This is a genomic window from Mycobacterium sp. E1715, assembly GCF_001667625.1.
Lineage (GTDB): Bacteria > Actinomycetota > Actinomycetes > Mycobacteriales > Mycobacteriaceae > Mycobacterium.
The window spans coordinates 1-26,408 of the sequence record NZ_LZJJ01000136.1 but is presented as its reverse complement, the minus strand read 5'-3'; the positions used below and the strand labels follow the sequence as shown (position 1 = coordinate 26,408).

General features: G+C 67.9%; 25 protein-coding genes, 1 tRNA gene and 1 pseudogene. 10 read left to right on the top strand and 17 right to left on the bottom strand.

Features of this window, described 5'->3' with window-relative positions; translation table 11 throughout:
* From A9X03_RS07580 to A9X03_RS07570, 3 genes and pseudogenes are all read right to left on the bottom strand, one after another.
* Positions 1-741 (bottom strand): annotated as a pseudogene (locus A9X03_RS07580) (hypothetical protein); the annotation flags it as partial.
* A 139-nt stretch (positions 742-880) separates the two neighbouring features.
* Complete coding sequence (locus A9X03_RS07575) at positions 881-1,573, bottom strand: type 1 glutamine amidotransferase domain-containing protein (RefSeq protein WP_068260414.1); 693 nt, start codon at positions 1,571-1,573, stop codon at positions 881-883.
* 84 nt (positions 1,574-1,657) lie between these two features.
* A complete protein-coding gene (locus tag A9X03_RS07570) occupies positions 1,658-1,906 on the bottom strand; it encodes a hypothetical protein (RefSeq protein ID WP_068260411.1) in 249 nt (82 codons plus the stop codon).
* A gap of 294 nt (positions 1,907-2,200) precedes the next feature.
* Between A9X03_RS07570 and A9X03_RS07565 the strand changes: the two genes are divergently transcribed.
* The 3 genes from A9X03_RS07565 (at position 2,201) to A9X03_RS07555 (ending at position 4,126) form a co-directional block, all read left to right on the top strand.
* The gene (locus A9X03_RS07565; protein WP_068260426.1) at positions 2,201-2,614 is read left to right on the top strand and encodes a hypothetical protein; all 414 of its coding nucleotides are present in this window, start codon (positions 2,201-2,203) and stop codon (positions 2,612-2,614) included.
* Positions 2,615-2,962: 348 nt separating this feature from the next.
* Entirely contained in the window at positions 2,963-3,733 is a 771-nt protein-coding gene (locus A9X03_RS07560) for an enoyl-CoA hydratase (protein WP_068260423.1), read from the top strand.
* Positions 3,734-3,835: 102 nt separating this feature from the next.
* Positions 3,836-4,126: a hypothetical protein gene (locus A9X03_RS07555; protein ID WP_156670261.1), complete on the top strand. Its 291-nt coding sequence runs from the start codon at positions 3,836-3,838 to the stop codon at positions 4,124-4,126.
* Positions 4,127-4,130: 4 nt separating this feature from the next.
* Here the strand turns inward: A9X03_RS07555 and A9X03_RS07550 are convergent, their stop codons facing one another.
* From A9X03_RS07550 to A9X03_RS07505, 10 genes are all read right to left on the bottom strand, one after another.
* Complete coding sequence (locus A9X03_RS07550; RefSeq protein WP_068260408.1) at positions 4,131-5,288, bottom strand: dihydrolipoamide acetyltransferase family protein; 1,158 nt, start codon at positions 5,286-5,288, stop codon at positions 4,131-4,133.
* Positions 5,285-6,331 carry a 3-methyl-2-oxobutanoate dehydrogenase subunit beta gene (gene bkdB, locus A9X03_RS07545; RefSeq protein ID WP_068260405.1) on the bottom strand — a complete coding sequence of 349 codons (1,047 nt, stop codon included), beginning with the start codon at positions 6,329-6,331 and terminating at the stop codon, positions 5,285-5,287. The genes A9X03_RS07550 and bkdB overlap by 4 nt, the downstream gene beginning before the upstream one ends.
* Positions 6,328-7,419 (bottom strand): pyruvate dehydrogenase (acetyl-transferring) E1 component subunit alpha, encoded by a 1,092-nt coding sequence (gene pdhA / locus A9X03_RS07540; protein ID WP_068260402.1) that lies wholly within the window; start codon positions 7,417-7,419, stop codon positions 6,328-6,330. Before pdhA ends, bkdB begins: the two co-directional genes overlap by 4 nt.
* A 265-nt stretch (positions 7,420-7,684) precedes the next feature.
* Positions 7,685-8,506 carry a CoA ester lyase gene (locus A9X03_RS07535; protein WP_068260399.1) on the bottom strand — a complete coding sequence of 274 codons (822 nt, stop codon included), beginning with the start codon at positions 8,504-8,506 and terminating at the stop codon, positions 7,685-7,687.
* Positions 8,503-9,012, bottom strand: coding sequence for a MaoC family dehydratase (locus tag A9X03_RS07530; protein WP_369831153.1), 510 nt, complete (start codon positions 9,010-9,012; stop codon positions 8,503-8,505). Before A9X03_RS07530 ends, A9X03_RS07535 begins: the two co-directional genes overlap by 4 nt.
* The gene (locus A9X03_RS07525; RefSeq protein ID WP_068260393.1) at positions 8,994-10,160 is read right to left on the bottom strand and encodes an acyl-CoA dehydrogenase family protein; all 1,167 of its coding nucleotides are present in this window, start codon (positions 10,158-10,160) and stop codon (positions 8,994-8,996) included. Before A9X03_RS07525 ends, A9X03_RS07530 begins: the two co-directional genes overlap by 19 nt.
* Complete coding sequence (locus A9X03_RS07520) at positions 10,157-12,163, bottom strand: acetyl/propionyl/methylcrotonyl-CoA carboxylase subunit alpha (protein ID WP_068260420.1); 2,007 nt, start codon at positions 12,161-12,163, stop codon at positions 10,157-10,159. The genes A9X03_RS07525 and A9X03_RS07520 overlap by 4 nt, the downstream gene beginning before the upstream one ends.
* Positions 12,164-12,168: 5 nt before the next feature.
* Positions 12,169-13,740, bottom strand: a complete 1,572-nt coding sequence (locus A9X03_RS07515) for a carboxyl transferase domain-containing protein (protein ID WP_068260390.1) — start codon at positions 13,738-13,740, stop codon at positions 12,169-12,171.
* A gap of 11 nt (positions 13,741-13,751) precedes the next feature.
* Positions 13,752-14,402, bottom strand: a complete 651-nt coding sequence (locus A9X03_RS07510; RefSeq protein WP_068015726.1) for a CoA transferase subunit B — start codon at positions 14,400-14,402, stop codon at positions 13,752-13,754.
* The gene (locus A9X03_RS07505; RefSeq protein WP_067760614.1) at positions 14,399-15,145 is read right to left on the bottom strand and encodes a CoA transferase subunit A; all 747 of its coding nucleotides are present in this window, start codon (positions 15,143-15,145) and stop codon (positions 14,399-14,401) included. The genes A9X03_RS07510 and A9X03_RS07505 overlap by 4 nt, the downstream gene beginning before the upstream one ends.
* Positions 15,146-15,339: 194 nt before the next feature.
* On the opposite strand from A9X03_RS07505, the gene A9X03_RS07500 reads away from it, so the two are divergent.
* Positions 15,340-15,996: a TetR/AcrR family transcriptional regulator gene (locus tag A9X03_RS07500; RefSeq protein WP_082974445.1), complete on the top strand. Its 657-nt coding sequence runs from the start codon at positions 15,340-15,342 to the stop codon at positions 15,994-15,996.
* A 62-nt stretch (positions 15,997-16,058) separates the two neighbouring features.
* Positions 16,059-16,838, top strand: coding sequence for an MmpS family transport accessory protein (locus tag A9X03_RS07495; protein ID WP_082974444.1), 780 nt, complete (start codon positions 16,059-16,061; stop codon positions 16,836-16,838).
* On the opposite strand, the gene A9X03_RS07490 is transcribed toward A9X03_RS07495, so the two are convergent.
* Entirely contained in the window at positions 16,835-18,184 is a 1,350-nt protein-coding gene (locus A9X03_RS07490) for an MFS transporter (RefSeq protein ID WP_068260387.1), read from the bottom strand. The genes A9X03_RS07495 and A9X03_RS07490 overlap by 4 nt on opposite strands.
* Positions 18,185-18,370: 186 nt before the next feature.
* Between A9X03_RS07490 and cmrA the strand changes: the two genes are divergently transcribed.
* Positions 18,371-19,177, top strand: coding sequence for a mycolate reductase (cmrA, locus tag A9X03_RS07485; RefSeq protein WP_067760606.1), 807 nt, complete (start codon positions 18,371-18,373; stop codon positions 19,175-19,177).
* Between the two features lie 3 nt (positions 19,178-19,180).
* Here cmrA and A9X03_RS07480 read toward each other — a convergent pair whose 3' ends face one another.
* Positions 19,181-20,743, bottom strand: a complete 1,563-nt coding sequence (locus tag A9X03_RS07480; RefSeq protein WP_068260384.1) for a helicase HerA-like domain-containing protein — start codon at positions 20,741-20,743, stop codon at positions 19,181-19,183.
* Between the two features lie 117 nt (positions 20,744-20,860).
* Here A9X03_RS07480 and orn point away from each other — a divergent pair, with 117 nt between their 5' ends.
* The 3 genes from orn (at position 20,861) to A9X03_RS07465 (ending at position 22,118) form a co-directional block, all read left to right on the top strand.
* Positions 20,861-21,508 (top strand): oligoribonuclease, encoded by a 648-nt coding sequence (gene orn, locus A9X03_RS07475; protein ID WP_067760557.1) that lies wholly within the window; start codon positions 20,861-20,863, stop codon positions 21,506-21,508.
* Between the two features lie 45 nt (positions 21,509-21,553).
* Positions 21,554-21,629: transfer RNA gene (locus tag A9X03_RS07470), tRNA-His, on the top strand.
* A gap of 132 nt (positions 21,630-21,761) precedes the next feature.
* Entirely contained in the window at positions 21,762-22,118 is a 357-nt protein-coding gene (locus A9X03_RS07465; RefSeq protein ID WP_067760604.1) for a hypothetical protein, read from the top strand.
* A gap of 8 nt (positions 22,119-22,126) precedes the next feature.
* Here the strand turns inward: A9X03_RS07465 and A9X03_RS07460 are convergent, their stop codons facing one another.
* Positions 22,127-23,323: an Ig-like domain-containing protein gene (locus tag A9X03_RS07460; protein WP_082950092.1), complete on the bottom strand. Its 1,197-nt coding sequence runs from the start codon at positions 23,321-23,323 to the stop codon at positions 22,127-22,129.
* 201 nt (positions 23,324-23,524) lie between these two features.
* Positions 23,525-25,882, bottom strand: coding sequence for an MMPL family transporter (locus tag A9X03_RS07455; protein WP_067760602.1), 2,358 nt, complete (start codon positions 25,880-25,882; stop codon positions 23,525-23,527).
* A gap of 195 nt (positions 25,883-26,077) precedes the next feature.
* On the opposite strand from A9X03_RS07455, the gene A9X03_RS07450 reads away from it, so the two are divergent.
* Positions 26,078-26,408 (top strand): GNAT family N-acetyltransferase (locus tag A9X03_RS07450; protein WP_156737579.1); only part of this gene is annotated, 331 nt, incomplete at its 3' end.

Below are 26,408 nucleotides of genomic sequence, written 5' to 3'. Positions count from 1 at the left end.
TCCGACGAGGCTCGTCATCGCGGGTCCGACCACGGTGCCGTGGCGGGTCACGGCGCCCTCGAGGCACACCTCCACGTTGCGGATCCGCTTCATTACCTTGAGGTCCTGCCCGACCAGGTCGCCGGCATCCTGGTCCCAGTCGCGCTGACCGTGCACGAAGAACGTCCCGCTGCCGGCGTTGCCGTAGGCGATCGAGATGACCAGGTCGTCTCCCAAGCCGGAGCCTTCCGCGAGCGCCAACAGTTCGTCGTAGGAGCCGGCCCGCCCGATCGTGTTGGGCACGCTGGGCACCCCCGCCTCGTCGGCCAGCCGCGTCATCACGATCTTGGAGCCCAGCCGATTGCGCAGCTCGATCGGCGGATGCATGACTTCGAGGCCGGCCGACCGGGCGAGGGCCTGGATCTCCTCGTTCATCATCACAAAGCAGCACTTGCCGCCGGGACCTTTGCCGGCGATGAACTCGAGCGTCTCGGGATCGGACAGCAGGTGGCTGCAGACGTCGTCCATGGAATCGAAATCGCGCCGGTCGCGTCGCCGGGGCACGAACACGCGCGAGTGGGTGCCCTCGAACGAGTCAAAGTAGGTCAGGTAGAAGAAGTTTCGTATCCAGCGGTCGACGCCGAGCAGGTTGAACGGCGTCGGCGAGACGAAGAACAGCGGGACCTTGTTTGTGTGGAAGAACGCGCGGATGTCCGAGAGGCCTCTCAGCGGGCCGCGCCGCTCCGGTTCGGACACCCTCACGCCACCCGCGCCGACATCGACGCCCCGGGCGAGGGCGGTGCGGTCAGCGCGTCGGCGTTGCAATCACATACCGTCATTCCCCAAGTGTGGACCCGCGCTAGGCCGCGCGAAAGTGGAACGCCGGGGGCGCCGGCACTCCCTAGCCGAGTTCCTTCATGAACTCCTTAGCCAAAGGCCCAGCGGAGGCGGGGTTCTGGCCCGTGAACAGATTGCGGTCCTTCAGCGTGTAGGGCTTCCAGCGTTCGCCACGCGAGAAGTCGACGCCCATCTTCACCAGCTCGTCCTCGGCCGTCCACCGCGCCTTTTCCAGCAGCCCGACGCCGTCCTCTTCGTCGTTGGTGAAGGCCGTGACCTTGTAGCCGGCGAACGGTGAAACCCCGTTTCGCCGGGTAGCCATCATGGCAACCGGCGCGTGGCAGACGATGGCCAGCGGCTTGCCGGAAGCGAGCGCCGCGATCAGCAGCCGGCCCGAGTCGGCGTCCTGCCACAGGTCCTCCATCGGGCCGTGCCCGCCCGGGTAGTAGACGGCGTCGTAATCGTCGACCCGGGCGCTGGCCAGCTCGATGGGGCGGCGCAACTCCTCAGCCGATCGCAAGATCTCCTCCAGCTCTAGCGCGATCTCTTCGCTGCCGGCCATCGACGGACGCAGGCTCATCACATCCACGTGTGGGACAACGCCTTTCGGTGTGGCCACCACGACCTGGTGACCGGCGCCGGTGAGCTCGCGGTACGGGGCCGCGAATTCCTCGGCCCAATAGCCGGTCGGATGCCGCGTGCCGTCCTTGAGTGTCCAGTAGCTCGCGCCGGTCACCACGAACAGAACCTTCGCCATCGCGCATCCCCTCGTCAGCGTGCACCGGACCGGCCCACCCCAGCGTCGTCCATCACACGGGCCGTGTGCAACCGCTGGCCACCGCTACGACGCCGGTGCGAGCTGCCAGACGAGGTCACGCTTACTGGCGGTCGCGCGGTCGCACGACACCATGTGGCCGCTGGCGTCCTTGGAGGTCACATTCCGCATGGAACACGGGTGACCCGCCGCAGGCTTGTTCGCGGCGATGAGAGCCAGACCGAGCCCGATCAGGGCGGCGATCACGGCAGAGACAATCCCCAGGCGGATGTAACCGATTTGCTTGTCCGTGTTCTTCTCCGCCACGGTTCGCATGGGGCGCTCCTGCCGTCGATGCCTTGGATGGGTTGGGCCTTCTGTGCGGCCCGGCATCAGCATCGGCGGTAGGCCTTGGCAGATTCTCAAAAGCTCCTTGACGGCCCCACGCGCCCGGTCGCCCCGCCGGAATACACAGCGGCGTAAATGGCTCTTAACAAGTGCCGCCGCGCCGTCGTCGCCCAGAGTTTGCCAATTGGACGGCTAAGGAATAACAATTGGCGTGTCGTGCGAGCAGATGACGCCTGCAGGGGGATCATGACTTAGGGCGTCTCTATTCGAGGGGTGGTCGATGTGACGTCGGACGACTGGCAACCGGTGGTGCGAGTTGGCGAACCAAAGTTCGTAGCCGGCCTTGGCAACAGGATCAAAGTTGAGGTCAAGACGCGGGGGTGGCTGAGCCGAGACTGGCGCCGTTACTTCGGTCTGCAGGTATCACAGCAACGGCTCGATGCCAGGTACTCGTCGTACCCGTGCTGGGACGAGGTGCAGCGCATCGAGGGGACGTGTGCCGTCGACGAGGCGGAGCGTTACATCGAAATGATCGATGCCGCAATCCACTACGCGAACACCAGGCTGCGGCACGATACGCTGCCAAAGGCGGTGATGCAGGGGACGCTGCGGGACCAACGTGTATGCGCGGTGCGACGTCGCCAAGCGGCGCTCGATCAGCTGGCCAAGAAGTTGGCACGGCCTGAGGCTGGGTGAGGCCGCCGGCGAGGGATCCGGCGGCGAGGCAGTTTCACCATTAAGCCACTTAATTATCGCCATGTAATCAAACACGCGGGATAGAACACCCACCGCCGAACGAAAACGCAATCGCGTCGCGCAACCATTCTTCGAAAACTCGACCGGGCCGCAATGGCACTCGCGTCCTCCCGGTTAAGCAAATCACCGGCGGGCAGACGCAATACGATTTCGTTAATTGACTCGAGCGCAGCAAAGGGGCGCACCGACGACCATGCCTGCGCAGGCGGCGCAGTACCCTTACCGTGCCCGGAGTCGCAGCATCCGCATGTGCCCGGACCCGTCAAACCCCAAGCCGCGGAGGTGCCGATGGCCCGATCCGAGCCCGTCTTGTCCACCGTCGACAATCGCGTCGCGCTGATCACCGTCAACGACCCCGACCGGCGTAACGCGGTGACCGCCGAGATGTCGGCGCGCCTCCGCACCGCCGTCGAACAGGCCGAGGCCGATCCTGAGGTGCACGCGGTGGTGATCACCGGCGCCGGCAAGGCCTTCTGCGCGGGCGCGGACCTCAGCGCGCTCGGCGCCGCGGGCGGCGATAAGGCCGAGACCGGCCTGCAGCAGCTCTACGACGGCTTCATGGCCATCGGTGGCTGCCGGCTGCCCACCATCGCCGCCGTCAACGGCGCGGCCGTCGGCGCGGGTCTGAACCTCGCATTGGCCGCCGATGTGCGCATCGCGGGCCCGGCGGCCCTGTTCGACGCGCGATTCCAGCAGCTGGGATTGCACCCCGGCGGCGGCGCGACCTGGATGCTGCAGCGGGCGGTGGGCCCCCAGGTCGCACGCGCGGCCTTGCTGTTCGGCATGCGTTTCGACGCCGAGTCCGCGGTGCGCCACGGCTTGGCGCTCGCCGTCGCCGACGATCCGGTTGCCGCGGCCATGGAGTTGGCCGCCGGGCCCGCGGCCGCCCCGCGCGAGGTGGTGCTGGCGACGAAGGCCACGATGCGCGCGACCATCAGCCCGGGATCGCTGGATTACGAGCAGCACGTCTTCGCCATGCGCACGGAGCTCGGCCCGCAGGCGTACTCCATCCAATCGCCGGAATTCGCTCAACGACTGGCCGCGGCGCAACGCCGGTAGCACCGTCGCAGGTTCGCAGGTTGGGATCGGTAGCGACCCGACCAAAGTGTGCTTTGCTACGAAGAGGCCGGCAGACCCGGCGCCCTAGCGAAGGACATGCAAGTGGAGATCAACCGCACCCTTACCCGAATTGCCGCCGGGGCCTTGCTGGTCAGCGGCCTCGCGTCGGCCGGATCAGCTCTGGCCGAAGGGATCGCCCAGGCGCAGCCGGCTCCCGCACCGCAGGTGTACTGGTGCCCGAACCAGCCGTGGAACCCGGCATGGGGCGAGAACAAGTACTGGAATCAATGCTGGGACACCGACAACCCGCCGCACTACCCGCCCCCGCCGCCTTCGCACGCGCCCAGCTTCAACTGCGGCCTGTTCTGGTGCCCCGTACCGCCGCACTCCTGAGCCTTCAGAGGTCGAGCAGCGCGGTCATCGGTGACTCGACCAGATCCCGCAGCTCGGTGACGAACCGGGCCGCCTGTGCGCCGTCGGCGACGCGGTGATCGAAGACGCACGTCAGTGTCATCGTCTGGCGCACCACGACCCGATCATCGACGGCGACGGGGCGCGGTTTGATCGCGCCCATCCCCAGGATCGCCGCTTCTGGGTGGTTGATCACCGGCACGCCGTCGTCGGCGCCGAGCGCCCCGAAGTTGGTGACGGTGAATGTGGAGCCGCGTAACTCCCCCGGCGTCAGCGTGCCCGCCCGCGCGCCGCCGATCAACTCGGCTGCCCGAGTTGCCAGTTCGCGGGTGGTCTTGTCGTGCGCGTCGGTGATCACCGGGACCAGCAGGCCGCGCGGGGTGGCCACTGCGAATCCCAGGTGCACCCGCCGGTGGACCCGAATCTGCGGGCCGTCGGGCGAGTCGACCCATGTCGAGTTGACAATCTCGTTGTGCCGCAGCGCAATCAGCAGCAACCGCATCGTCAGAACGAACGGCGTGATCTTCTGGTCCGCCGGCGTTCGGTTCGACAGCCGCATGAGTTCGGTGCAGTCGACCGCGACGCTGACTTTGGCCGCGGGGATCTCCTTGTGCGACAACGTCATCTTCTCGGCCATTCTGGCCTGCACGCCGCGAACCGGCCGAACGTCGCCCCCGTTTTGGTCGGCCGCCGCCAGCACGTCCGCCCGGGTGATGATGCTGTCGGGATCGCGCTGCAGCGAGCGCAGGTCGACCATCAGTTCCTTGGCCAGTTTGCGCGCCGGCGGGGCGGCGAGCGGGCGGCCGGTCCGTCGGCTGGCGTCGATGCCGTCGTCCGCCCCGTAACCGACGAGTGTCGGCAGCGCCCCTGCCGTCGGGGGGGTGTCGTTGTTGAGCGGTGTGGTGTCGATGCGAACGAGCACCGCCCCCACGTCGAGCACATCGCCTTCGGCACCGTGCGTTTCGACGATTCGCCCGGCGTAGGGGCTGGGCAGCTCGACCTCGGCCTTGGCGGTCTCCACCGAGCACAACACCTGGTTGAGTTCGACATCGTCGCCCGCGACGACGTTCCAGCGCGTCACCGTCACTTCCTGTAATCCCTCGCCGAGGTCGGGAACCCGGAATTCCCTGATCTCGGCGCTCATGGCATTTCCAGCGCACGCTCGACGCAGTCCAGCAGCCGGTCGGGTCCGGGCAGCCACAGCCGCTCCAGTCGGGCCGGTGGGTACGGAGTGTCAAACCCGCAGGCGCGCAACACCGGCGCCTCGAGCTCGTAGAACATGTCCTCTTGAATCCTGGCGGCCAATCCGGCGCCATACCCGAGGCTGCGCGGGCCCTCGTGCATCACCACGCAACGCCCCGTCCGGCGAATCGACCCCGCGACGGTGTCGAAGTCCAGGGGAACGAGTGACCGCAGGTCGATGACCTCCAGGCTCCAACCGCGTTGGCGCTGGGCCTCTTCCGCGGCGCCGACCGCGGTGCTGACCAGGCTGCCGTAGGTCACGACGGTGACATCGGAGCCGGGCCGGCGCACCATCGCGCGGCCGATGGCCGGTTCGGGCCGCTCGGTGTCGACCGTGCCGCGCACCTGATAGCGCCGCTTCGGCTCGAGGTACATCACCGGGTCCGGGCAGGCGATCGCGTGGCGAAGCAGCCAGTAGGCGTCCGACGGGCTGGAGGGAACCACCACCTTCAGGCCGGCGGTGTGGGCCCAATACGACTCCGTGGAGTCCGAATGATGTTCGGCCGCACCGATTCCGCCGAAGGATGGGATCCGCACGGTCACCGGCATGTTGATCTCGCCGCGGGTGCGGGTGCGGTACTTCGCCAGGTGGCTGACCACCTGATCGAAGGCGGGGTAGGAGAAGCCGTCGAACTGAATCTCCGGCACCGGCACGAAGCCGCGGAGCGCCAGCCCCACCGCGATCCCGATGATGGCCGATTCCGCCAGCGGCGTGTCGAAACACCGTTTCTCGCCGAAGATTTCGGCCAGCCCTTCGGTGACGCGGAACACTCCCCCCTCGACCGAGACGTCCTCACCGAACACCAGCACCCGATCGTCGGCGGCCATCGCGTCGTGCAACGCACGGTTGAGCGCCTGCACCATGGTCAGCGACTGCGCGACGCCGCGCGCTGGGGCGGCGAGGGTTTCGTCGGAGCTGGCCGGACGGTCCGCGAGCTGCGTCATTCGCGTCTCCCCAGTTCGGTTCGCAACTGTCGGCGTTGCGACTCCAACCCGGGCGTCATCTCGGCGTACACCGTGGTGAACACCTCGTCGATGTCGAAATCGGGTGCGCCGAAGACCGCGTCCCGCAGTTCCGCGCGCATCCGTTTCGCGCGGGCGGCGACTCGGTCTTCCAAGCGGATCGACCACAGGCCCTCGTGCTGAAGGTAGGTGCGATAACGCGGGATCGGGTCGAGTGCGGCCCATCGGTCCACCTCGTCCTGCGTCCGGTAGCGGCTGGGATCGTCGGAAGTGGTGTGCGGTCCGAGCCGGTAGGTGACCGCCTCGATCAGGGCCGGCCCACCGCCGGTCCGGGCGCGGGCGGCCGCCTCGGCCATCACCGCGTAGCAGGCCAGCACGTCGTTGCCGTCCACCCGGATTCCCGGCATGCCGTAGCCGATTGCCTTGTGCGCGATGGACGGTGCCGCGGTCTGTTTGTGGACGGGCATCGAGATCGCCCACTGGTTGTTCTGCACGAAGAACACCGACGGCGTCGCGAACACGGCGGCGAAGTTCAGCGCCTCGTGCACGTCCCCGACGCTGGTGGCGCCGTCACCGAGGAAGGCCACCGTCACCGAATCCTCGCCGAGACGCTGCGCGGCCATCGCGGCGCCGACGGCGTGCAAGGTCTGGGTGCCGATCGGGATCGACGTCGGGGCGCAGCACTTCTTGGTGAATTCCAGTCCGCCATGCCAGGTTCCGCGCCAAACCGCGCCCACGTGAGCGGGCGGGATGCCGCGCACCAGGTACGCGCCGAGCTCCCGGTATTGGGGAAACAGCCAGTCCGTCTTGCGCAGACACGCCGTCGCGCCCACCTGGGCGGCCTCCTGACCGCGGCAGGACGCGAACAGCGCCAGCTCCCCCTGGCGCTTGAGGTTGACGAATTCGGTGTCCAGCTCGCGCGTGACCACCATCATTTCGTAGAGCCAGCACAACGTCTCGGCCGGAAGGTCGCGGCCGTACCGGGGTTCTCGGGTCGGTGTGCCGTCGGCGGCGACGAGTTGCACGGGCTCGAGATCGACGGTCATCGGCAATTGGGGCACCATCGCCATACCGTCTCCCTACCTCGGTGCCGCAGGGCCACAGCAAAAGCTCAGCCGGGACCTACCGCGAGCCGAAGCCGATCGCCAGCTACCCGAAAGGCTTCGCTCGCCGCGACACTGGCGTACCCACCATTATGCGCTCGAATGAGAACAGACCGCGGTGATCGCGAACGTGTCGCGCGCCCAGCGGCACCACGGCCAGGTGGCGGGTTAGTCGCAGGCTCCAGCCATCAGACGACTTCCGAATATCGCCGGTGACACTGCTTTCGCGGTTTCAGCCGGCGGCGGACTGCCCCGCCCTGCGCACGAGCATTTCCGCGTGCTTGAGCACCGGCGAGTCCACCATCTGGCCCTCGAACGCGAAAACGCCGCGCTCGGTGCGCGCCGCATCCAATACTCTTCGCGCCCAGTCGAGTTTCTCCTCGCTGGGACGGTAGGCGTCGCGCACGACCGGGATCTGAGTCGGGTGGATGCAGACGGTTCCGTGGAAACCCACGGCGACGGCGTCGGCGGCTTCGGCCCGCAAGCCCTCGACGTCGTGGATGTCCAGATGCACCGCATCCAGGGCGGCCCGGCCGAAGGTGGACGCCGCCAGCAGGACCGTCGACCGGACGTGGCGGGCAAAGTCGCGGTAGGTGCCGTCGGCCAGGCGGCTGGAACTGCCACCCAGGGCCGCGACGAGGTCCTCTGCACCCCACATCATGGCGACGGTCCCCTCCGCGGCGGCGATCTCGGTGCTGAAGACCGCACCGCGGGGCGTCTCGATCAGCGCGATGACGTCGCGCGGCGAAAGCGCCGAAACCTGCGCGGCCGATTCCGTCTTGGACAGCATCACGGTCGTGTAGGGCGTCTCGGCCAGGGCGTCCAGGTCGAGGCCGTGCTCCTCGGTGCCGGCCGCGTTGATCCGCACCACGGTGCGCTCGGGATCCAGCGGGGTCTCGCGCAGCGCCTTGCGCGCGGCGGGCTTGTCCGCCTCGGCCACGCCGTCCTCCAGGTCGAGGATCACCACGTCGGCCGCGGCCGCCGCCTTGGCGAATCGCTCGGGACGGTCCGCCGGGCAGAACAGCCAGCCCGGACCGGCGGCTTGCAGGTTCATCGGGACTCCTCCCCGTCCGGCCGCTTCTGAACCAGCGTCGTCCGCATCGCCCGCGCCACGACGTCACCGTGCTGGTTGCGCCCCGTGTGCTCGAGCGTGACGATCCCTTCCCCTGGCCGGCTCTTCGACTCGCGCTTGCCGGTACATGCGGTCTCGGCGTACAGCGTGTCGCCGTGGAAGATCGGTTTGGGGAATGACACCTCGGAAAAGCCCAGGTTGGCGACGATGGTGCCCAGCGTCAGCTGCGACACCGACAACCCGACCAGCGTGGACAGCGTGAACATCGAATTCACCAACCGCTCGCCCCGGAAGCCCGGCTGCTCGGCGGCCCACGCCGCGTCCAGGTGCAACGACTGGGTGTTCATCGTCAGCGTGGTGAACAAGACGTTGTCGGCCTCGGTGATGGTGCGGCCGGGCCGGTGCAGGTACGTCGTGCCGATCTCGAATTCCTCGAACCACAGTCCGCGCTGGAGGATTGACTTGTCGCTCACGACAGCCCCAGCGATCGCGCGATGAGCATCAACTGAACCTCGGTGGTACCCTCGCCAATCTCGAGGATCTTGCTGTCGCGGTAGTGCCGCGCCACCGGGTACTCATTCATGAAGCCGTATCCGCCGTGAATCTGGGTCGCGTCTCGGGCGTTATCCATGGCCGCTTCCGACGCGATCATCTTCGCGATGGCCGCCTCCTTCTTGAAGGGCTTGCCCGCCAACATCTTTGCCGCCGCGTCGTAGTAAGCAGTGCGGGCGACATGCGCGCGCGCTTCCATCCGGGCGATCTTGAAGCTGATCGCCTGATAGGAGCCGATCGGCTGCCCGAACGACTGGCGCTCCTTGGCATACTTGACGCTCTCGTCGACGCAACCCTGGGCGGCGCCGGTTGCCAGCGCGGCGATCGCGATGCGGCCCTCGTCCAGGATGGACAGGAAGTTGGCGTAGCCGGTGCCGCGGGGACCGAGCAGGTTCTCCTCCGGGACGCGGGCATCAGCGAAGCTCAGCGGATGGGTGTCCGAGGCGTTCCAGCCAACCTTGCTGTAAACCGGTTCGACGGTGAATCCCGATGTGCCATTGGGCACGATGATCGTCGAGATCTCTTTCTTGCCGTCACCGATCGTACCCGTGACCGCGGTGACGGTGACCAGTTTCGTGATGTCGGTGCCGGAGTTGGTGATGAACTGCTTGGAGCCGTTGATCACCCACTCCCCGTCATCGAGGCGCGCCGTGGTCCGGGTGGCGCCCGCATCGGAACCGGCACCCGGCTCGGTGAGCCCGAACGCGGCCAGCGCCCGGCCGGCCGTCAAGTCCGGCAGCCACTTGCTCTTCTGCTCTTCTGAGCCGAAGCGGTAGATCGGCATCGCGCCGAGGCTGACGCCGGCCTCCAAGGTGATCGCCACCGATTGGTCGACCTTGCCGAGTTCCTCGAGCGCCAGCGACAAGGCGAAGTAGTCGCCCCCCATGCCGCCGTACTCCTCGGGGAACGGCAGGCCGAACAACCCCATCTCGCCCATCTTGGCGACGACTTCGTAGGGGAAGCTGTGCTCCTCATCGTGTTTGGCCGAGACGGGCGCGACCACGGTGCGCGCGAACTCGGCCACTGTGTCGCGCAGATCCTCGTATTCCTTGGGAAGCGTTCCCGCGGCAATGGATGTCGTCATGTTTCGTCCTTACTCGAATCGGCTGCTGCTTCGGGCTCTTCGGGCACCAGCCGGGCCAGTACCTGGTCGACGGTGACTTGATCGCCGACGGACACCAGGAGCTCCACTCGTCCCGAAACCGGCGCGGAGAGCGAGTGTTCCATCTTCATCGCCTCAACGACCACCACGACGTCGCCCTCGGACACCTCGGCACCCGAGGCGGCTTGCACCGCGATCACGCTGCCCGGCATCGGGCTGAGGATCTCGGCCTGCTGCGCACCGGCCGCGCGGTGGATCTTGTGTTCCTCGGCCTCGCGCAGGTGCCACGCTCCGCGTTCGTCGGCGATCCACAGGTGTCGGTCGGCCTCCGCCCAGCGATATTCACGGCGCACCCCGTCCAGCGTGACGCCCATGCGGTCCTCGTCGACTTGCGCGGTGGCGGAATGGATCTCGCCCGCACCGACCTGCACCCGGGCGTCGGTGGGTGGCCCCCAAACCGACACGGTGTCGCTGCGCAGCGGCGTCTGCATCTCGGTCCGCACGGGAGCGGGTGCACCCCCGACCCGCCATCCGGTCGGCGCGGCCCAGAGGTTGCCCGCGGCGCGACGGTCCAGCGCCCACTGGCGATAAAGCCCCCCGGCGGCGAGCACGTCGTCGGGGGCGGGCCGCGGCGCGAAGTCCGCTACCCGCTCGTCCAGCAGCGCCGTGTCGAGGTCGCCGGCGCGCACCCGCTCGTCGGCGAGCAGGAACCGAAGGAATTCGATGTTGGTCTGCACGCCCAGGATTGCGGTCTTTGCCAGCGCCGCGTCGAGTTTCGCGAGCGCCTCGTCGCGGTCCTCGCCGTAGGCGATCACCTTGCTCAGCATCGGGTCGTAATCGCTGCCGACCACCGTGCCCGCCAGCAGCGACGAGTCCACCCGCACGCCGGCGCCGGACGGTTCGGATACCTGCAGCACCTGGCCGCCGGTGGGGAGGAATCCCCGGGCGGGATCCTCGGCGTACACCCGGGCCTCGATCGCGTGGCCCCGCAGTTCGATGTCGTCCTGCGCGAACCCCAGCTTCTCGCCCGCGGCCACCCGCAGCTGCCACTCCACCAGGTCCAGGCCGGTAACCGCCTCGGTGACCGGGTGTTCCACCTGCAGGCGGGTGTTCATCTCCATGAAGAAGAACTCGTCCGGCCGGTCGGCGGAGACGATGAACTCCACCGTGCCCGCGCCGACGTAATCGACGCTGCGGGCGGTGTTGCAGGCCGCCGCCCCGATACGCGCGCGTGTCTGCGGGTCGAGCAGGGGCGACGGCGCCTCCTCGATCACCTTCTGGTGGCGCCGCTGCAGGCTGCACTCGCGCTCGCCCAGGTGCACCACGTTGCCGTGCGTGTCGGCGAGCACCTGCACTTCGATATGCCTGGGGCGCAGTACGAATCGCTCCAGAAACAGGGTGTCGTCACCGAACGACGCGGCGGCCTCCCGTCGCGCGCCCACCAGCGCGTCGCGCAGCCGGCTCGGGTCGTCCACCAGGCGCATGCCCTTGCCGCCGCCGCCCGCCGAGGGCTTGATCAAGACCGGATAGCCGACATCTTCGGCGGCCGCCACCAACTCGTCGTCGCTCAGTCCGGGCTTGGCCACGCCGGGAACGACCGGCACGTCGAAGGCGGCTACCGCGTTCTTGGCGGTGATCTTGTCGCCCATCACCTGGATGGCCCGCGCCGGCGGGCCGAGGAACACCACGCCGGCCCGCTCGCAGGCGGCGGCGAATTCGGCGTTTTCGGAGAGGAATCCGTAGCCGGGATGGATCGCCTGGGCGCCGGTGCGCGCCGCCGCGTCGAGCACCTTCCCGATGTCGAGGTAGCTCTCCCGCGCGGCGGCGGGCCCCAGACGAACGGCCGTGTCGGCCTCGAGCACATGGCGGGCGTTGGCGTCGGGGTCGCTGTACACCGCGACCGATCGGATACCCAGCCGGCGCAGGGTGCGCATGACACGGACCGCGATCTCGCCGCGGTTGGCCACCAATACGGTCTCGAACATGGTCATCACATCCGGAAGACGCCGTAGGAGACCGGATCTAGCGGGGCGTGGGCGCATACCGAAAGGGCCAGCCCGACAACGGTTCTGGTGTCGGCGGGATCGATGATGCCGTCGTCCCACAGGCGGGCGGTCGAATAGTACGGGTTGCCCTGGTCCTCGTATTGCGCGCGGATGGGCGCCTTGAACGCCTCCTCCTCGTCGGGCGGCCACGGTTTACCGGCCGCGGCGAGCTGCTCGCCGCGCACCGTCGCCAGCACCGATGCCGCCTGCTCGCCGCCCATGACCGAGATGCGGGCGTTGGGCCACATCCACAGGAAGCGCGGCGAGTACGCCCGACCGCACATCGAATAGTTGCCCGCGCCATAGGATCCGCCGATCACGACGGTCAGTTTGGGCACCCGGGCGCACGCCACGGCGGTCACCATCTTGGCGCCGTGCTTGGCGATGCCGCCGGCCTCGTAGTCGCGGCCGACCATGAAACCGGCGATGTTCTGCAGGAACAACAGGGGGATCTTGCGCTTGTCGCACAGCTCGATGAAATGGGCGCCCTTCAAAGCGGATTCGCTGAACAGGACGCCGTTGTTGGCGATGATCCCGACCGGGTGTCCGTGGATGCGGGCGAACGCGGTCATCAGCGTCTTGCCGTAATTGGCCTTGAACTCGCTGAATTCGCCGCCGTCGACCAGCCGAACGACCACCTCGTGCACGTCATAGGGCACCCGCGGATCGGGCGGCACCACGTCGTAGAGCTCGCTCTGCGGATGCTTGGGCTCGACCACGGGCCGGACCTCCCACTGGCCGGGTTCACGGGGGCCGAAGGTCGCGGCGATGGCCCGCACGATGCGCAGCGCGTGCTCGTCGTCGTCGGCGAGGTGGTCGGTGACACCGGAGACCCGCGAGTGCAGGTCGCCGCCGCCGAGTTCCTCGGCCGATACGACCTCGCCCGTGGCGGCCTTCACCAGGGGCGGACCGCCGAGGAAGATCGTCCCCTGCTCGCGCACGATGACGGCCTCGTCGCTCATGGCAGGCACGTAGGCGCCGCCCGCCGTGCACGATCCGAGGACCGCGGCCACTTGGGGAATCTCCTCGGCGCTCATGGTCGCTTGGTTGTAGAAGATCCGGCCGAAATGCTCGCGGTCGGGGAACACCTCGTCCTGGCGGGGCAGGAAGGCGCCCCCGGAGTCCACCAGGTAGATGCACGGCAGGCGATTCTGCAGGGCGACTTCCTGTGCGCGCAGGTGCTTTTTGACGGTCATCGGGTAGTAGGTGCCGCCCTTGACCGTGGCGTCGTTGGCGACGATCACGCACTCGCGCCCCGACACCCGGCCGATCCCGGTGATGATTCCGGCGCCGGGGGATTCGTCGTCGTACATGCCGTTGGCCGCCAGCGGGGCCAACTCCAGGAACGGGCTGCCGGGGTCGAGCAGTCGATCCACCCGTTCGCGCGGCAGTAGCTTGCCGCGGCTGACGTGACGTTCGCGGGCGCGTTCGTTGCCGCCCAGCGCGGCGGCCGCCAGCTTGGCGTTCAACTCGGCTACCAGCCGGCGATGCTCGTCGGCGAACGATGGCGCGGTCATCACTGCTGAACTCACGAATGCCTCCCGGTCCTCGCCAGCACAAGCGGCGGTTCGGTCTTGTCGAGCACCTCGTCGACCGAAACGCCGGGGGCGGTCTCGACCAGGTGCAAACCGTCATCGCATACGTCGATGACGGCCAAGTCAGTGATGATGCGGTTGACACAACCCGCACCCGTCAACGGAAGGGTGCACCGCTCAACGACTTTCGGGCTGCCGTCGCGGGCCGTGTGCTCCATCATCGCGATCACCTTCCGGGCGCCGTGGACGAGGTCCATGGCGCCGCCCATGCCCTTGACCAGCTTTCCGGGAATCATCCAGTTGGCGAGGTCGCCGGTGGCCGAGACCTGCATGGCCCCCAGCACGGCGACGTCGAGGTGTCCGCCGCGAATGATGCCGAACGAGGCGGAGGAACCGAAGAACGCCGCACCCGGCATCGTGGTGATCGTCTCCTTACCCGCGTTGATCAGATCCGCGTCGACGTCCTCGGGCTCCGGATACGGGCCCACGCCCAGGATTCCGTTTTCCGAATGTACGACGACGGTGACACCGGCCGGAATGTGGTTGGGCACCAGCGTGGGCATCCCGATGCCGAGGTTGACGTATTGGCCATCCTCGAATTCGGCGGCCACCCGTGCGGCCAGGCCCTGCTTGCTCCAGCTCACGGGCGCACCGTCACCTTCTCGATCGGCTTGGCCGGGTCCGGCACATGCACCACCCGATGCACGAAGACGCCGGGCGTGTGCACCGCGGCGGGGTCGATCTCGCCCGGCTCGACCAGATGCTCGACCTCCGCGATGGTGATCCTGCCGGCCGTGGCGCAGTCGGGGTTGAAGTTCGCCGCGGCCGCCCGGTAGACGAGATTGCCGTGCCGGTCGCCCTTCCAGGCGTGCACCAGCGCGAAGTCGGTGCGGATCGCCCGCTCGAGAACGTAGGTCACGCCGTCGAACTCGCGCGTTTCCTTGGGCGGCGACATCACCGCCACCCCGCCGGAAGCGTCGTAGCGCCACGGCAGGCCGCCGTCGGCGACGGGGGTGCCGACGCCCGCGGGCGTGTAGAACGCGGGGATGCCGGCGCCACCGGCGCGCAACCGCTCCGCGAGCGTGCCCTGCGGGGTGAGCTCCACCTCCAGCTCACCGGCGAGGAACTGGCGGGCGAATTCCCTGTTGTCACCGAAATACGAGGCGACGGCCCGGCGAATTCGCTTGTGGTGCAACAGCGCTTCCAGTCCGACGCCGTAACCGCCGCAGTTGTTGGACACCGTCTCCAGGTCGCGGACGCCGGTCTCGACCAGCGCGGCGATCAACGCCTCGGGGATGCCGCAGAACCCGAAGCCCCCGACCGCCAAAGACGACCCGTCGGTTATGTCGGCAACCGCCTCGGCGGCCGTTGCCACCACCTTGTCCATCGCCGCAGCAGCCTCCTTGCCGTCGGGCGGGGTTTTTTGAGTTAATCTCCATTAACTCAGGGTGAGAATACCATCGTCGATCCCCCCGGTCCAGGGACGGCAAGACCGGGCCGTCGCCGTCCATTAGGGCAGGTTAACCGGTCGAAGACTCGTGCTAAGTTAGTGACGATTAACCAACCGGACGGGGGTTCGTCATGACAACGTCCACCTCGGACGGCCAACCCGGCGCGCCGGATGTCCCAAATCGACGCAGCCAGTTGAAATCCGACCGGCGTCTCCAGCTGCTGGCGGCCGCCGAGCGCCTGTTCGCCGAGCGCGGCTTCCTCGCGGTGCGGCTGGAAGACATCGGGGCCGCCGCCGGTGTCAGCGGCCCCGCCATCTACCGGCACTTCCCCAACAAGGAGTCGCTGCTGGTGGAGCTGCTGGTGGGCATCAGCGCCCGCCTGCTCGCGGGCGCTCGCGGCGTGCGGGCTCGCAGCTCCGACGCGGCGACGGCGCTGGACGGGCTGATCGACTTCCACCTGGACTTCGCGTTCGGCGAGCCCGACCTGATCCGCATCCAGGACCGCGACCTCGCGCACCTGCCCGAAGCGGCCGAGAAACAGGTGCGCAAAGCGCAACGCCAATACGTCGAGGTGTGGGTCGGGGTGCTGCGCGAGCTGGACCCCGACCTAGCCGAGGCCGACGCCCGGCTGGCGGCCCACGCGGTCTTCGGCCTCCTGAATTCGACGCCACACAGCATGAAATCCCCCGACATGTCGCGCGGAAAGTCGGCCCGCACCGCGCGGTCGCGCGCCGTGATGCGGGCGATGACCGTCGCCGCGCTGGCCGCCGGGAACCAGTGCCCCTGAGTCACCGCTGTGAGGTGATTCGCCGTTCGTGCGCCCGGCGCAGGTACTCTGCAATCCATGAGGTGGACATGAACGATTCACGTCCCACCGACCGGTTCAGCCCCTCTCTGCCGGGGTCGGGACCGCAGGGCCAGTGGTATCCGCCCGCCGACCCCGCGTACGCCGATCAGGCGCCCTACGCGCCCACCTATGGCGGGCAGGCTCCGCCGTGGGCACCCAACATGAACGAGACCAACACCACCAGAGAGTTGCCGGCGTACTGGCAGCACGAGCTGCCTCCGTCGGGACAACACCCGGGGTCGGCTCCCCCGCCGCCGGATGGCCCGAAACCTCCGCCGCGGTGGCTGTGGATCGTCGCCGGCGCCGCCGTGCTGCTGGTGGTCGCCCTGGTCATTGCCCTGGTGCTGGTGAACGACGCGATCAAGACTCAGACCGCCGTCCCGCCGCTGCCCGCCATGCCGGAGACGACTCCGACGCTGCCGAGCCCGTCGACCCGCACGTCGACGCCGCGCATTCCGGCGCCGGTGCCGCCCACCGGCGGCTCCCCGACGCCCACCGAGTCCACCGGCCCGGCCGCGATGCAGGACATCGTCTACAGCGTGGCCGGCGAGGGCCGGGCGATCAGCATCATGTACATCGACACCGGCGACCTGATCCAAACCGAATTCAACGTCGCGCTGCCGTGGACCAAAGAGGTCAGCCTGTCCAAGGCGGCGGTGCACCCGGCCAACGTCACGGTCGTCAACATCGGCCACAACGTCACGTGCTCGGTCACCGTCGACGGTGTCCAGATGAGCAAGCGCGTCGGCGTGGGCCTGACGATCTGCGACTCGAGGAGCTAACCGCCCGACGACGGTTCGGCCGCGAGGGCGCCGCGGGCCGGAACCCGGACCGCCAGCATGGCCAGCAGACCGGCGAGCAGTACCAGTGAGATGCCGCCCAGCCCGGCGCGCACGGCGCCGAATACGTCCACGAAGACCGAGAACAGCCACGGCGCGACGAACGCGACCGCCCGCCCGGTCATCGTGTACAGGCCGAAGGCGACGCCTTCCCTGCCGTGTTTGGCCATCTGCAGCAGCAGGGCACGCGAGGACGACTGCGACGGCCCGATGAACATGCACAGCAGGAGCCCACAGATCCAAAACGCCACCGAACCGGACAGCAGCATCAGGGTGAGCCCTAAGACGACGATCGCGGCCAGCGAAGTCACGATGACCGGTTTCGACCCGGCCCGGTGATCGACGAACCCGCCCAGGACCGCCCCTACCGCCGCCACCACGCTGGCCACCACACCGAACACCAGCACGTCACCCTGCGAGATGCCGTACACGTTGACGCCGAGCACGGCGCCGAACGCGAAGATCGCCGCCAGCCCGTCTCGGAAAAGCGCGCTGGCGAATAGGAAGTAGACCAGATTGCGGTCTCGCCGCCACTCCGCGGAGACCTCGCTCCACAGCTTGCGATAACCACCGAGCATGCTCGTCGGCTCGTAGATCTCGCCCGAGTCGGGAAGCCGATGCGCGACGAACAACAACGGCAAGGCAAAGATCGCCAGCCAGGCCGCCGCGACCAACATCGCCTCGCGGACGTAAAGGCCGTCGTGAATGGGCACCCGCAAGAACCCACGCGTCGCATCCGGCCCGGAGCCCCGCCCGGAGATGAATCCGCTGTAGACCACGAGCAACAGCAGGACGCTGCCGACGTAACCCGCCGCCCAGCCCAGACCCGAAATCCGGCCGGCGGTCTGCGGCGTCGAAAGTTGGCGCAGCATGGCGTTATACGGGACGCTGGCCAGGTCGCTGCAGGCCGCCGTAGCCCCCATCAGCACCAGCCCGGCCCACAGGTAGCCGGGGCGGTCGTGGATGAAGAACATCGCGCACGTCAGCGCGACGGCCAACGCGGTCAACACGCTCAAGGCCACCCGCCGGCGATGTGGGGACTCCACCCACACGCCGACGGCCGGCGCCAGCAGCGCGACCGTCAACCCGGCGATGGCGGCGGCGCGCCCCAACCAGCTTGCCGGCGTGGTGGCGCCGGAGATGCCCACCCCCACGCTGGTGGTCAGATACACCGAGAAGACGAAGGTTGCCACGATCGCGTTCAGGCCGGTGGAGCCGCAATCCCATAGCGCCCACGCCACCACCCGGGACGGCACCGGCGTGAGTGAACGCGACGACGGCTGGCCCATGCCCGGCAGCCTATGTGTTTGGCAGCCGACCCGCCGCGCCCGGCTTCGCCGCGCTCGCGATCGCTGCAATGTGTTTGGCAGCCGACCCGCCGCGCCCGGCTTCGCCGCGCTCGCGATCGCTGCAATGTGTTCGGCAGCCGACCCGCCGCGCCCGACTTCGCCGCGCTCGCTGTCTACGATTGGCTCATGCCGATCCCCGCGCCCAGCCCAGACGCGCGTGCCGTTGTGACCGGAGCCTCGCAGAACATCGGCGAGGCGCTGGCCACCGAACTGGCCGCGCGCGGACACAGCCTGATCGTCACCGCGCGACGCGAAGACCTGCTCAACGAACTGGCCGCTCGCCTGAGCGACAAGTACCGCGTCACCGTCGACGTGCGCCCCGCCGACCTCGCCGATCCTGGCGAACGGGCGAAATTGTGCGAAGAACTGGCCGCCCGGCCCATTTCGATCCTGTGCGCCAATGCCGGCACCGCGACCTTCGGCCCGGTGGCGACGTTGAATCCCAATGGCGAGAAGGCCCAGCTGCAGCTGAATGTGCTGGGCGTGCACGACCTGACGTTGGCGGTGCTGCCCGGCATGGTCGAGCGCAGGGCCGGCGGGATCCTGATTTCCGGTTCGGCAGCGGGCAATTCGCCGATTCCCTACAACGCCACCTACGCGGCCAGCAAGGCGTTCGCGAACACCTTCAGCGAGTCGCTGCGCGGCGAACTGCGCCACTCGGGCGTGCACGTCACGCTGCTGGCTCCCGGACCCGTGCGCACCGACCTGCCCGACGACGCCGAACGGTCGCTGGTCGAGCGGCTGGTGCCGGAATTCCTGTGGATCTCCACCGAACACACCGCCCAGGTGTCGCTGGATGCCTTGGCGCGCAACAAGATGCGGGTGGTTCCGGGCCTGACGTCGAAGGCGATGTCGGTGGCCAGCGGGTACGCCCCGCGCGCTATCGTCGCGCCCATCGTCGGCAGCTTCTACAAGAAGCTGGGCGGCAGCTAGCCCCTACTTCCGGCGGCGGCGGCCGGTGCCGAAGATGTTCTTGGTGATCTCGCGTATCGCCGTGTTGATGCCGCTTTTCACCGTCGGGTTACTCAGCACCTCCTCCCACATGGCGGGGCCTTTCGGCTCCGCCGGCTGTGGCATCGGCGGCGGCGGCTCGTTCGCCGGGACGGGCGGGTAGTCGGACTGGGCCTGCGGCGGCTGGGCCTGAGGATCCGGCGCACCGGCCTGGGGCTGCGCCGGTTGCTCGATCGTCTGACCGTATTTCTGCTGCAGCGCACTGCTTTTCGCCGTTGCCGCTATCGCGTCGTTTCCAATCGACGCCATCAGCGACCGCGGCACGCGCATGCGGGTCCACGCGACGGGCGTGGGCGCGCCCTTCTCGGACAGCACCGTGACCACGGCCTCCCCGATACCCAGCGACGTCAGCGCCGATTCCAGGTCGTAGACATCGGTTTTCGGATACGTCCGCACGGTCTTGCTCAGCGCCTGTTGATCGTCGGGGGTGAACGCCCGCAGCGCGTGCTGGATCCGGGCGCCGAGCTGGGAGAGCACATCGTTGGGCAGGTCGGTGGGCAGTTGCGTGCAGAAGAACACCCCGACGCCCTTGGAGCGGATCAGCTTGACGGTCTGCTCGACCTGCTCGAGGAACGCCTTGGAGGCGTCGGCGAACAACAGGTGCGCCTCGTCGAAAAAGAAGACCAGCTTGGGCTTGTCGATGTCGCCGACCTCGGGCAGCACCGCGAACAAGTCGGCGAGCACCCACATCAGAAACGTGGAGAAGATGACCGGGCGTAGCGACTGACCGCTGAACTCGAGCAGCGAGATGATGCCGTGACCCTGGTCGTCGACGCGCAGCAAGTCCTGAGGATCGAGCTTCGGCTCGCCGAAAAACGTGTCGCCGCCCTCGCCGGCGAGGTTGACCAGCGCCCGCAGGATGACGCCCGCCGTCGTCGGTGAAACGCCGCCCAGGTCTTTCAGGTCGGCCTTGCCCTCGTCGCTCGCCAGGTGGCTGATCACGCCACGCAGATCACCCAGGGTGACCAGCCGACGGTTCGCCTGCTGGGCCCAGTGAAAGATCAGCCCCAGCGTCGACTCTTGAGTGGCGTTGAGCCCCAACACTTTCGACAGCAGAACCGGACCGAAGCTGGCAACCGTCGCGCGGACCGGCACGCCCAGTCCCCCGGTGCCCAGCGACAAGAACTCCACCGGGAAGCCGGTCGCCGCCCAGTCGTCGCCCGTGTCTTTGGCGCGCGCGGCGGTCTTGTCGTTGGCCTCCCCCGGCCGGGCCAGACCCGACAGGTCGCCCTTGACGTCGGCCATCATCACCGCAACGCCCGCCGCACTGAGTTGTTCGGCGATCAGCTGAAGTGTCTTGGTCTTCCCCGTTCCGGTCGCACCGGCCACCAGGCCGTGCCGGTTGATCGTGGCCAGGGGGATGCGAATCTGCGCCGTCGGGTCGACGGCGCCGTCGACGACGACCGTGCCCAATTCGAGTGCCTGCCCGTCGACGGCGTACCCGTTGGCCATCCGGCGCGCGGGTGTTTCCGCGGATTCGGTGCTCATCGTGGTGCCCCCGTTCCCAGTGCTTCGGCAGGTGGTCCGGCAACGCTCACACTACTTCTCCGGCGCAATTAGGGGCGATGGCCGGCGCGGGCGGCGCGGGAGCCTAGTCTGAGCGCTGTGCGAGACGAGTTGGTGTGGATCGACTGCGAGATGACGGGGCTGGACCTCGGCTCCGACAAGTTGATCGAAATCGCGGCCCTGGTCACCGACGCCGATTTGAACATCCTGGGCGACGGCGTCGACGTGGTTATCCACGCCGACGACGAAGCGTTGTCGTCGATGATCGACGTGGTCACCGAAATGCACACGCGTTCAGGGCTGATCGACGAGGTGCGGGCGTCGACCGTCGACCTGGCTACCGCCGAGGCGATGGTGCTCGACTACGTCGGCAAGCATGTCAAGCAACCCAAGACGGCGCCGTTGGCGGGCAATTCCATCGCCACCGACCGTGCGTTCATCGCCCGCGACATGCCCGCGCTGGATTCGTTCCTGCATTACCGGATGATCGACGTGAGCTCGATCAAGGAGCTCTGCCGGCGCTGGTATCCGCGGATCTATTTCGGCCAGCCGGTCAAGGGGCTCGCGCACCGCGCGCTGGCCGACATTCACGAATCGATCCGCGAGTTGCGGTTCTACCGCCGGACGGCGTTCGTCTCCCCGCCGGGACCTTCTACCAGCGAGATCGAGGCCGTAGTCGCCGAACTGGAGGGCGACGGCGGCACCCCGAACGAAATCGATTCGGCCACCGAGCCACCGACCGGCTAGTATCGACGTCGCCGCTCGAAGGCCTCGAGGCCGCCGGCGGCGATGGTGGCTGTAGTTCAGCTGGTAGAGCACCAGGTTGTGATCCTGGATGTCGCGGGTTCGAGCCCCGTCAGCCACCCCAATCGGCCGGAGGCCCGTGTTGCTTCCTGACCGCCGGGTCGTTGCGGCCCCCGGCACGCGATTGCACCCTGAACGGGAGGGACAGCGCGCCGTGCCGCCGAACCGCCAATTGCTCCCCCTGAACGCGGCCATTATGGGTTGCGCTGTCCTGCTCGCGGGCTGCGGGGGGTCGAACCACACGGCGACCACCGTCACGTCGACGGTGCCGGCAGCGACCAAGACGGTGACCGTGACCGCCGTGCCGCCGCCCCCGCCGGGACCGAAGACGACCATCGAGTCGGACGGCACGTTCATCGTCGGCAGCGACATCGCACCGGGCACCTATCGCAGCGCCGGGAAATACGGGTGCTATTGGGCGCGTCTGCGCAGCCTGGACACCAATGACATCATCGACAACAACGTCAACGACGGCCCGCAGGTGGTGCAGATCCTGCCCACCGACCGCGCGTTCATGACCAGAAACTGTGCGGCCTGGCACAAGGTCGACTGAACCGCACGTCAGGTGTTGGCGTTGCCCGCTTTCCACTGCGGCCAGGGAATGTTCCAGTCGCCCAACCCCTCGGTGCCGGGCAGCGTCGGCCCCACAGTGTTGATGACCTCGACAATGTCGCCGGTCTTGCTGTGGTCATAGAACCACTCGGCGTTGCTGGGGCTCACGTTCAGGCACCCGTGGCTGGTGTTGGTGTGCCCCTGGGCGCCGACCGACCAGGGCGCGGAATGCACGAAGACGCCGCTATAGGACATCTGGGTGGCCCAGTCCACTTCGGTGCGATATCCGTTGGGCGAGTTGACCGGAACACCGTAGGTCGACGAGTCCATGATGATGTGCTTGAACCGGCCGCCGATGATGTAGAAGCCGTTGTCCGTCGGCGTGCTGTCCTTGCCCATCGACGTCGGCATCGTCTTGACCACCTCACCGTTGACGCGCACGGTCACCGTCTTGGTGGTGTCGTCGGCGGTCGAAATGACCTCGTCGCCAATGGTGAAGTGGGTCTTGACGTTGTCCTCGCCGAACATTCCGTCACCCAGGTCGACGCCGTAAGTGTTGACCGCCACATCGATGGCCGTCCCGGATTTCCAGAAATGCTCTGGGCGCCAACGTACTTCGCGATTGTTGAGCCAGTAGAAGGCGCCCTCGACGGGCGGGTTTGTGGTGATCTTGATCGCCTTCTGCGCGGCGGCGCGGTCCGCGATGTTCTCGTCGAACCGGATCGCCACCGGCTCACCGATGCCCACCACCTCGCCGTCGCCCGGGGCGACGTAGGGCATCGTCAGGTGGGCGGGCGAACTGGTCTGGAAGGTCATCTGCCGATTCGCCGCGCCCCCCATGCCCAGCGCTTTCACGCTCAGGGTGTAGCGCCTGTTGTAGCCGAGTTGCTCGGTGGTCGACCAGCGCAGCCCGTCGGGGCTGAGCTGCCCGCTGATGGATTTGCCGTTCTCGTTGACCATGGTCACCGACGCGAGAACACCGTCGGCCACGCTGACGGTCACAGGGGCGTCGACGGTGACACCGACGGCCCCGTCGGTCACCGAGGAGGTCAGCTTCGGGACGAGCAGGTCCGCGAATGGGGTGCCCTTGTCGAAGATCACTTTCGCCGGGGCAGCGGTATGGCTGCCCCCGCAGGCGACGCCGAACACAGCAACCGAAGCGATCGCGGCGGCCAGCCACGATCGTCGTCTGCGCAAAGGCGTCATCGAGTGACCTTCCACGAAATCCGATGTAGTTGGTCACCGCTGACCAGAAACAGTGCATGCATTGTAATGCGTTTTGTGCACAAGCACGCCGACCTTGACAGGTCCGTGATCAGGTGTCACGCAGGGCCGGCCGGAAGGTGCGCTCAGGCCGGTTGGCCGACCCTGTCGCGGCGGCCTCTACCCGCGCGAGCCAAGAGTGGGCTAGTGACGATACGTCGCGGCTTTGGTGGGCCACCTCCGGATCGACGGGCGCTCCGGCTCGGCCGCGTCAGCGGCCCAGCGCCGCCGCCCCACCGCGGCGGCCGCGTCTTCACCCGTATCGGACCGTTGCCGCAGCACCTCCAACGGTTTGGGGGCCCACCACGTCCATCGGCCGAGCAGGTGGATGAACGCGGGCACCAGGACCATCCGCACCAGGGTGGCGTCGGCGAGGACGGCCAGGGTCAGGCCGACGCCGAGCATGCGCATGAACGACACGTGCGCGGGGATCAACGCGGCGAAGGAAATCGACATCACCACCGCCGCGGTGGTCACCACCCGGCCGATGCCGGCGATGCCCAGGGCCGTGCTCTCGTCGGTGGCGGCGCGCGCCTCGGCCGAAGTGGGCGGCGTTTCCTGGATGGCTTGCGACGCCTGCCAGTATTCGTGGATCCGGGATACCAGGAACACCTCGTAATCCATGGCCAGGCCGAAGGCGATGCAGAACAACAGCACCGGGATGTTGGCGTTCAACGTGCCGTTGGGCGTGGTGCCCAGCGCGCCGAGGTTGCCGTCCTGGAAGATCCACACCATGGCCCCGAATGCGGCCGTCAGCGACAGCAGGTTGCACGCCAACGCTTGCAGCGGCAGCACCGCGCTGCCGGTCAGCAGGAACAGCAGCGCGAAGGTGATGACGGCGATCAACCCGAACACCAGGGGTAACCGCTTGGTGATCGCGCCGACGCTGTCGCGGTTGATCTGCGCCAGCCCGGTCATCTCCGTCGACCGTCCCGCCGGTCCGGGGACCTTGTGCAGCTGGTCGAGCTGCGCGTTCGACGCCTGCGAGTAGAGGGGCGCGCTGCTGGCCACGGTCAAGAAGGCGCCGCCGTTGGCAGCGCCGGCGGCCGTCGCGGGCGGTCCCATCCGGTTGCCGGCGACGAATGTCCCGGTCGGGGCGGTGACCGAGGAGACGTCGGACACGCGCGACAGCGCGGCGGCGTAGCGGTTCAGGTCGGCGGCCCCCACGCCGCGGGCGTCGGGGACGACGACGGTGACGCCGTTGCCGAATCCGTTGGCGAAGTCGTCGTCCAGCATGTCGGCGACTTGGCGCGCCGACGCGGACCGGGGCAGCACCCGCTCGTCGGGAAAGCCCCACTTCACGCCCAGGAACGGGACGCCGAGCAGGAGCAGCAACGCGACGACGCTGAGACCGACCGGCAGGGCGTGGCGCAACACGTATCGGGTCGACCGGTACCAGAACTGCTCCTCGAGCGGCTTGTGCGCGTGATCACGGAACGACCGCTGCCCGTGCAGGATGCGATGCAGCACCCGGCGGCCGTCGAGGGAGTCCAGCCGGGGACCCAGCAGCGCGATCGCCGCGGGGGTGACGACGACCGCCGCGATCGCGACGATGGCCGCGGTGGCCACGATGGTGTAGGCCGACGATTTCAGGAAGTACATCGGGAAGACCGCCATCACAGCCATCGACAACCCGACCGTGGTGGCGGAGAACAGCACCGTGCGACCCGCGGTGGACATGGTCCTGCGCAGTGCCCGCTCCCGGTCGCCGCTGCGCGCCAGCTCCTCGCGGAAACGACTGATGATCAGCAGGTTGTAGTCGATCGCCAGGGCGAGTCCCATCGCGATGCTCAGGTCCAGCGCGTACGTCGACACGTCGGTGGCGAAGGTGATCAGCCGCAACACCGACATGGTGCAGACGATGGCGAGGGTGCCCAGCACGATGGGCAGTGCCGCCGCCACCACGCCACCGAGCACCCAGACCAGCACCGCGAAGCTCAGCGGGATCGCGATGGACTCCATCAACAGCAGGTCACGCTCGTTCTGGTCGTTGATCTGGGCGTACGCCACGGCCATGCCGCCGGCGCGCACCGTGACGCCGTCGCGGTCGTGCACCAATTGGTCGGTGAGCCGGCTGGCGTACTTCTGGGCGTCGTTCTCGCCGCCCTTCAGGCCGGCCACGATCATCCCGGACTTCTGGTCCTTGCTGACCAGTTGGGCGGCGGCCTGCGGCGGGGCCGTCCACGCCGACGACACGTTCAGCACCCATGGTGATGTCTTCAAGCGGTTGGCGATGTCGGTTCCGACGTCGCGCGCCTGATAGCTCTGGGCTCCGTCCGGGGCGGTGACGACGATGATCATCTGCTGGTCGGTCTGGTTGAACTTGTCCCGCAGTACCTCGGTGGCCCGCGCGGATTCCGAGGTCGGGTCCTGAAAGCCGCCCCCCGACAGGTTGTTGATCACCGGAAGACCGAAGACGGCCGCCGCAACGAGGACCAGGAAGGCGAGCCCGATGATGCGGCGCGGCGCGGCGATGGCAACTCTGGTGATCGCCTGCAGCATCTTCGGTCCTTTCAGCTCGAAGTCCCCCGGCGTATCCCTATACCCGAACCGGACGCACTGACCCACCTTCACCGGGACGGGCGGCCATGTTTGGTAATCGATCACTCGGGTATCGGAGTCAAACGGGAGACCGCACTGCGTCATTCGCTGTGCGGAGCGACTGTTCGGCTGGGCGATAAGCGGATTGGATGCGTGATGACCTCGACGGACGACGCCATCAGCATGAGGCATCCAACCGAAGACGACCTCGCCGCCGTGTATGCGAACCAGGCTCGCACTTTCGGTGATCCGGTCGACCCACGCGGCGTCGAGGCGTGGAAACGACGCGTCAGCGTCGATGACATCCTCGTTGCCGAGGACGCCTCCGATCCTCAGCAACCGTTCTTGGTGGGGACGTCGATCATCTATCCCACGCGACTCACCGTGGCGGGCGGCGCCAGCCTGCGGGCCGCGTGGCTGACGATGATCGCCGTCGCGTCCACTCACCAAGGCAAGGGCGTCTGGGGGCAGCTCAGCGCGAAGGGGC

Bases quoted from the DNA above. Each gene is read 5' to 3' on its own strand.
- bkdB (WP_068260405.1), bottom strand. From the start codon at position 6,331: ATGACGCAGCTCGCGGACCGTCCGGCCAGCTCCGACGAAACCCTCGCC.
- A9X03_RS07515 (WP_068260390.1), bottom strand. From the start codon at position 13,740: ATGACCGCGCCATCGTTCGCCGACGAGCATCGCCGGCTGGTAGCCGAG.
- A9X03_RS07520 (WP_068260420.1), bottom strand. From the start codon at position 12,163: ATGTTCGAGACCGTATTGGTGGCCAACCGCGGCGAGATCGCGGTCCGT.
- A9X03_RS07480 (WP_068260384.1), bottom strand. From the start codon at position 20,743: ATGAGCACCGAATCCGCGGAAACACCCGCGCGCCGGATGGCCAACGGG.
- A9X03_RS07490 (WP_068260387.1), bottom strand. From the start codon at position 18,184: ATGGGCCAGCCGTCGTCGCGTTCACTCACGCCGGTGCCGTCCCGGGTG.
- A9X03_RS07500 (WP_082974445.1), top strand. From the start codon at position 15,340: ATGACAACGTCCACCTCGGACGGCCAACCCGGCGCGCCGGATGTCCCA.
- A9X03_RS07570 (WP_068260411.1), bottom strand. From the start codon at position 1,906: ATGCGAACCGTGGCGGAGAAGAACACGGACAAGCAAATCGGTTACATC.
- A9X03_RS07535 (WP_068260399.1), bottom strand. From the start codon at position 8,506: ATGAACCTGCAAGCCGCCGGTCCGGGCTGGCTGTTCTGCCCGGCGGAC.
- A9X03_RS07465 (WP_067760604.1), top strand. From the start codon at position 21,762: ATGGGTTGCGCTGTCCTGCTCGCGGGCTGCGGGGGGTCGAACCACACG.
- A9X03_RS07575 (WP_068260414.1), bottom strand. From the start codon at position 1,573: ATGGCGAAGGTTCTGTTCGTGGTGACCGGCGCGAGCTACTGGACACTC.
- A9X03_RS07505 (WP_067760614.1), bottom strand. From the start codon at position 15,145: ATGGACAAGGTGGTGGCAACGGCCGCCGAGGCGGTTGCCGACATAACC.
- A9X03_RS07560 (WP_068260423.1), top strand. From the start codon at position 2,963: ATGGCCCGATCCGAGCCCGTCTTGTCCACCGTCGACAATCGCGTCGCG.
- A9X03_RS07460 (WP_082950092.1), bottom strand. From the start codon at position 23,323: ATGACGCCTTTGCGCAGACGACGATCGTGGCTGGCCGCCGCGATCGCT.
- pdhA (WP_068260402.1), bottom strand. From the start codon at position 7,419: ATGGCGATGGTGCCCCAATTGCCGATGACCGTCGATCTCGAGCCCGTG.
- A9X03_RS07550 (WP_068260408.1), bottom strand. From the start codon at position 5,288: ATGAGCGCCGAGATCAGGGAATTCCGGGTTCCCGACCTCGGCGAGGGA.
- cmrA (WP_067760606.1), top strand. From the start codon at position 18,371: ATGCCGATCCCCGCGCCCAGCCCAGACGCGCGTGCCGTTGTGACCGGA.
- A9X03_RS07525 (WP_068260393.1), bottom strand. From the start codon at position 10,160: ATGACGACATCCATTGCCGCGGGAACGCTTCCCAAGGAATACGAGGAT.
- A9X03_RS07455 (WP_067760602.1), bottom strand. From the start codon at position 25,882: ATGCTGCAGGCGATCACCAGAGTTGCCATCGCCGCGCCGCGCCGCATC.